Origin of the sequence: Nitratireductor sp. GCM10026969, from assembly GCF_042660605.1 — a bacterium.
Taxonomy (GTDB): Bacteria; Pseudomonadota; Alphaproteobacteria; order Rhizobiales; family Rhizobiaceae; genus Chelativorans.
In genome coordinates this window covers 1-4,644 of sequence record NZ_JBHSUM010000232.1, presented here as the reverse complement: position 1 = coordinate 4,644, position 4,644 = coordinate 1, and the positions used below count along the sequence as shown (strand labels likewise).

At 67.4% G+C, this 4,644-nt stretch carries 5 protein-coding genes, 1 pseudogene and 2 riboswitches; of the genes and pseudogenes, 1 reads left to right on the top strand and 5 read right to left on the bottom strand.

Features of this window, described 5'->3' with window-relative positions:
• Nucleotides 1–137: 137 nt before the first annotated feature.
• From ACFP9U_RS23990 to ACFP9U_RS23970, 5 genes are all read right to left on the bottom strand, one after another.
• Complete coding sequence (locus ACFP9U_RS23990) at nt 138–1,595, bottom strand: cobyric acid synthase (RefSeq protein ID WP_378625296.1); 1,458 nt, start codon at nt 1,593–1,595, stop codon at nt 138–140.
• Between the two features lie 219 nt (nt 1,596–1,814).
• On the bottom strand, nt 1,815–2,429 hold the full coding sequence (gene cobO, locus ACFP9U_RS23985; protein ID WP_378625295.1) for a cob(I)yrinic acid a,c-diamide adenosyltransferase: 615 nt from the start codon (nt 2,427–2,429) through the stop codon (nt 1,815–1,817).
• A 1-nt stretch (nt 2,430) separates the two neighbouring features.
• A complete protein-coding gene (cobU, locus tag ACFP9U_RS23980) occupies nt 2,431–2,943 on the bottom strand; it encodes a bifunctional adenosylcobinamide kinase/adenosylcobinamide-phosphate guanylyltransferase (RefSeq protein WP_378625297.1) in 513 nt (170 codons plus the stop codon).
• Nucleotides 2,936–3,676, bottom strand: coding sequence for a CbtA family protein (locus tag ACFP9U_RS23975; protein ID WP_378625294.1), 741 nt, complete (start codon nt 3,674–3,676; stop codon nt 2,936–2,938). Before ACFP9U_RS23975 ends, cobU begins: the two co-directional genes overlap by 8 nt.
• Before the next feature lie 19 nt (nt 3,677–3,695).
• On the bottom strand, nt 3,696–3,869 hold the full coding sequence (locus ACFP9U_RS23970) for a CbtB domain-containing protein (protein ID WP_378625293.1): 174 nt from the start codon (nt 3,867–3,869) through the stop codon (nt 3,696–3,698).
• A gap of 36 nt (nt 3,870–3,905) precedes the next feature.
• Nucleotides 3,906–4,102, bottom strand: a riboswitch (cobalamin riboswitch).
• Between the two features lie 106 nt (nt 4,103–4,208).
• A riboswitch (cobalamin riboswitch) is annotated at nt 4,209–4,420 on the top strand.
• 37 nt (nt 4,421–4,457) lie between these two features.
• Between ACFP9U_RS23970 and ACFP9U_RS23965 the strand changes: the two are divergent.
• Nucleotides 4,458–4,644 (top strand): annotated as a pseudogene (locus tag ACFP9U_RS23965) (hypothetical protein); the annotation flags it as partial.

The following is a 4,644-nucleotide window of genomic DNA, read 5'->3' as shown; positions in this document are numbered from 1 at the left end:
CGTGGCGGTCGCGGACGCCACCATGGGCGAGGGGGGACGGCGGGAAGCGCGTGCCGCCGACATCCGCCGCGCCCTCAAGCTCTATCGCACGGCCGACGCGCTGCTGATCGCGCTTCTGGGCGTTCTGGCGGGGCTCGTCATGCTGCATGGCTGAGAAGCCCGTCGAGGTCGAGATGGGTTTCGAGATGGCGCGCCAAGGCATCCAGCGCTTCCTCGACGCCGGCCTCGTAGTCGAGATCCGAGGCCGCACCGCCGAGCCGCTCGAGCCAGGCCGAGCGCTGCCGATCGTCGGCAAAGAGGCCGTGCATGTAGGTCCCGAAGACCTGCCCATTCGCCGAGACCGCGCCGTCCGCCCGGCCCTCGGCAAGGCGCGCGAAGGGGCGCGTGCAGTCCGGCCCGGTCGTCCGGCCCATATGCATCTCGTAGCCCTTGAAAGAAATGCCGTCCGCCGTCCGGCCTTCGGAGGGGCGCAATGTCTTTTCCGCAGATAAGACGGTCGCGACATCGAGAAGGCCGAGGCCTTCCACCGTGCCCGGCGGGCCCTCGATCCCGTCCGGGTCGGAAATCGTGCGGCCGAGCATCTGGAAGCCGCCGCAAAGGCCCACGACAAAACCGCCGCGCCGCAGATGCGCGCGAATATCGATGTCGAACCCGGCTTGTTGGAGCGCCGCGAGATCGGAGATGGTGGATTTCGAACCGGGCAGGAGGACGAGCGCGGCATTGCCCGGGAGCGCCGTGCCCGGCCACACGCGCAGCAGCTCGACCTCCGGCTCGGCCTCCAGCGGATCGAGATCATCGAAGTTCGAGATATGCGGCAGGATCGGCACGGCGATCCTGATGCGGCCCTTGCCCTCGCGCGGGATGTGCTTTTGCGTCAGCGCCAGCGCGTCCTCCGCCGGAAGCCGCCGCGCCTGATCGAAAAAGGGGATAAGCCCGAAGGGTGCCCAGCCGGTCAACCGCGCGATCTCTTCCATCCCCGAGGAGAACAGGGCCGGATCGCCGCGGAAGCGGTTGACGATGAAGCCGCGGATGAGTGCGGCGTCGGCCGGATCAATCACGTGTTTCGTGCCGACGAGGCTGGCGATCACGCCGCCACGGTCGATGTCGCCGATCAGCACGACGGGCAGGCCTGCCGCCCGCGCGAAACCCATATTGGCAATGTCGTTTGCCCGCAGATTGGTCTCCGAGGCACTGCCGGCGCCTTCCACCAGCACGAGGTCGGCTTCCGCCTTGAGACGGCGGAAGCTGTCGAGCACGTCGCCAAGCAGATCCGCCTTCATCGACTGGTACGCGGCGGCCCCGGCGGTGGCGAGGACCCTGCCGCGCACCACGACCTGGGCGCCCACCTCGCTCTGCGGCTTCAAAAGCACCGGGTTCATGTGGACGCTCGGTTCCACCCGTGCCGCACGCGCCTGGAGCGCCTGCGCCCGGCCGATCTCCCCGCCGTCGACCGTCACGGCGGCATTGTTCGACATGTTCTGCGGCTTGAACGGACGGACAATGAGGCCCCGGTCGGCGAAGGCGCGGCAAAGCCCGGCGACGATCAGCGACTTGCCGACATCCGAGCCTGTGCCCTGAAACATCAGCGCGGGCATGGGCGCCTCGCGTGGGAGAACCAACAAGACGTGCCGGCGCCCCTACGCACCTTCGCCGTCATCCCGGCCAAGGGAGCGGAGCTTCCGGGAGCCAGGGTCCATTCCGTGACCTTCCCGCGTTCCGGAATGGATCCCGGACAGCCTCCGCTTCGCTGCGGCTTCCGGGATGACGAGGATACATGGGAGCGCACCGGCATTTCCGTCTATGCACCTTGAGGCCTAAAACTCGATCCCCTGCTGCGCCTTCACGCCGGCGCCGAAGTGGTGCTTCACCTGGCCCATCTCGGTGACGAGGTCGGCCGCTTCGATGAGCTGCGGCTTGGCATTGCGCCCGGTCACGACGACGTGGAGGTCCGCCCGGCGGGCCTGAAGCCCTTCCACGACCGCGTCCAGGTCGAGATAGTCGTAACGCAAGGCGATGTTGAGCTCGTCGAGGATGACGAGGCCGAAGGCGGGGTCGGCCATCAGCTCCTTGGCCTTCCCCCAGGCCCGCTCGGCGGCGGCGATGTCGCGCTTCAGATCCTGTGTCTCCCAGGTGAAGCCTTCGCCCATGGCGTGCCATTCCACCTGATCGCCGAAACGGGCGAGGGCGTCTTTCTCACCCGTATGCCAGGCGCCCTTGATGAACTGCACGACCCCGACGCGCCGGCCATAGCCCAACATTCTCAGCGCCAGGCCGAAGGCGGCGGTGGACTTGCCCTTGCCCGGCCCGGTGTTGACGATCAGGAGACCCTTCTCGATCTTCTTTTCCGCAACTTCCGCGTCCTGCACCGCCTTGCGCTTGGCCATCTTGACCTTGTGGCGTTCTGCATCCTTGTCTTCGATCTCGTGCATGTCACTTCACCTTCATCGGCAGGCCGGCGACCGTGAAGACCACGCTTCCGGCCCCGGCCGCGACCTTTTGGTTCAGGCTTCCCGCCGCGTCGCGAAAGCGCCGGGCGAGCGGGTTTTCCGGCACAATGCCGAGCCCCACCTCGTTGGAGACGACGACCCACGGTCCGCGCGGGTTTTTCAGCGCCGCGACGAGCCGGCCGCATTCCGCCTCGACGTCCCGTTCTGCCAGCATGACGTTGGTCAACCAGAGCGTCAGGCAGTCAACGAGCACCGGCTGGCCGTCCGGAACGTCGGCGAGCGCCTCAGGCAACGCGAGAGGAGCCTCAATGGCCCGCCAATTTCCCCCGCGCCGGCTGCGATGCTCGGCTATGCGTGCCTGCATCTCCCCGTCGAAGGCCTGCGCCGTCGCGATATAGGTCCAGGGCGCGGGACAGGCTTCGATGAGGGCCTCGGCGTGGCGGCTCTTGCCGGAGCGTGCGCCGCCGAGGACCAGGGTGAGGTGCCCCTCAGGCAAGGCTGCTTCGCGCCGTGCCCAGCCCTTCGGCAAAGCGCGTCCGCAGGAAGCCGGCAGCACCGCCCAGAATCACCCAGAAGACGAGGTTCGTCATCGTCACCGCCACGACGAAGCGCTGATGCAAATCCGCTGGAACATTGGTTTCGTGCGTCACCGGCTGCGGCGCGCCGACGATGTGGAGGGCTATGATCAGACCCACGCCGAGCACGGCCAGCAGCGGATTGCGTCCGAAGGCGATCAGCGCCAGGCCGACCGCGGTGGCACCGGCGGTGGCGACCCACCAGAACTGGCGCGCGAAGAGATCGGCGGCGGGCATGCCCGGCAGTTCCGGCGGCAGGCCAAGGCCCGGCGCGAGCGTGAAGACCGAGAAGCCGGCAAAGCCCCAGACGAGCCCCTGCCGCCAGCCGCCGATACCGCCGGCAATCTCCGAGACTGCGATCAGCAGCAGGCCGATGCCGATACCGGTGACGATGTTGGCGAGCCCGGTGTAGAAGGTCCGCTCCGCACCGTCGGCCGGCGCCCAGGCGTCCTCGCCGTGATGGTGGTCGTTCGCGGCCACGCCGTCGTGGGCGTGCTCGCTGCCATGGTCATGCGCAGGCACCGCGGCCGATTCGTAGGTTTCGGCCTCGAGGATCAGCGGCACGGTGAAAAAGCTCTGCAGCCCCGTCATCACGATGCCGGCAAACAGACCGGCGATCGCGGCGAGGAACACCGCATTCCTGAAAACAGACATGATATCGGCCTTTTTACGCTCAGTGGCAGGGGAAGGCCATGGAGTGGCGGTAGTCGTGTCCGGCGTTGTGGACAACGTCCATCTGGGCAAAGCCGGCGAAGCCGACAATGAAAAGCCCCAGAAAGCCGGTCATCAGGAGCGGGAGAACGCGCGCTTTCGCCGATTCGGCGGGAAATGTCGTGGAAGCTGTCATCGTCAATCCTTTCGCCCTCCGCCCGAGGGCATTCCAGGTTTCGTTTCCGCCGGCGGCAGGTCTCCTGGCTCGCGGGTCTCGGCTTCGCCCGCCTTCCCAAAGCCTTGAAAGCTCCAGTGGCGCTCGGGCTGAGCTCGCCGCTCACAGTTGCGGGGGCAGCCGCGGATCAGGGCCTGGCCCCTACCGCGTTCCCTCTCTCGTCCCCAAGGGGAACCGACGACGCGCCAGACCTTAGCTGAAATGCGCGCGCGGGCAAGGACGAATTTTCGTCCCGTCTGTGATCCCGGCAGGCGCGCACAGCGCATGTGCTTTCGCGCGTTGACAGCGCCGTCGTGCCGGCTCTAAATGGCCGCCGACGGTTCTCGCGTCCTTCCGGACGGGAGCTAAGAGGGAATGCGGTGCGCCTTCGGGCAATTCCGCAGCTGTCCCCGCAACTGTAAGCGGAGAGCCCTTCGCCACAAGGCCACTGAAAGCCCGGCCGGGCATTCGGGAAGGCGGCGGAAGGCGGTGATCCGTGAGCCAGGAGACCTGCCGTCGTGATTGTGAACGCCTACCGCCCGGCGGGTGACCCGGGCAAAGGATGCGACTTTGAAAAGCGACTTTCCAGAACCGGCGGATTCTTCTTCCACCAGCGATTTCTGCGAACCGGACCCGCTCGAGGCGGTGACCGTCGTCGTGTGCAGCTCGTGCCGGCGTCCGGGAGACGGCGACGATGTGCCCCGCCCGGGCAGCCGGCTTGCCAGGGAGGCGGCCCGGGCCGGCGCGGAAGGCGGTG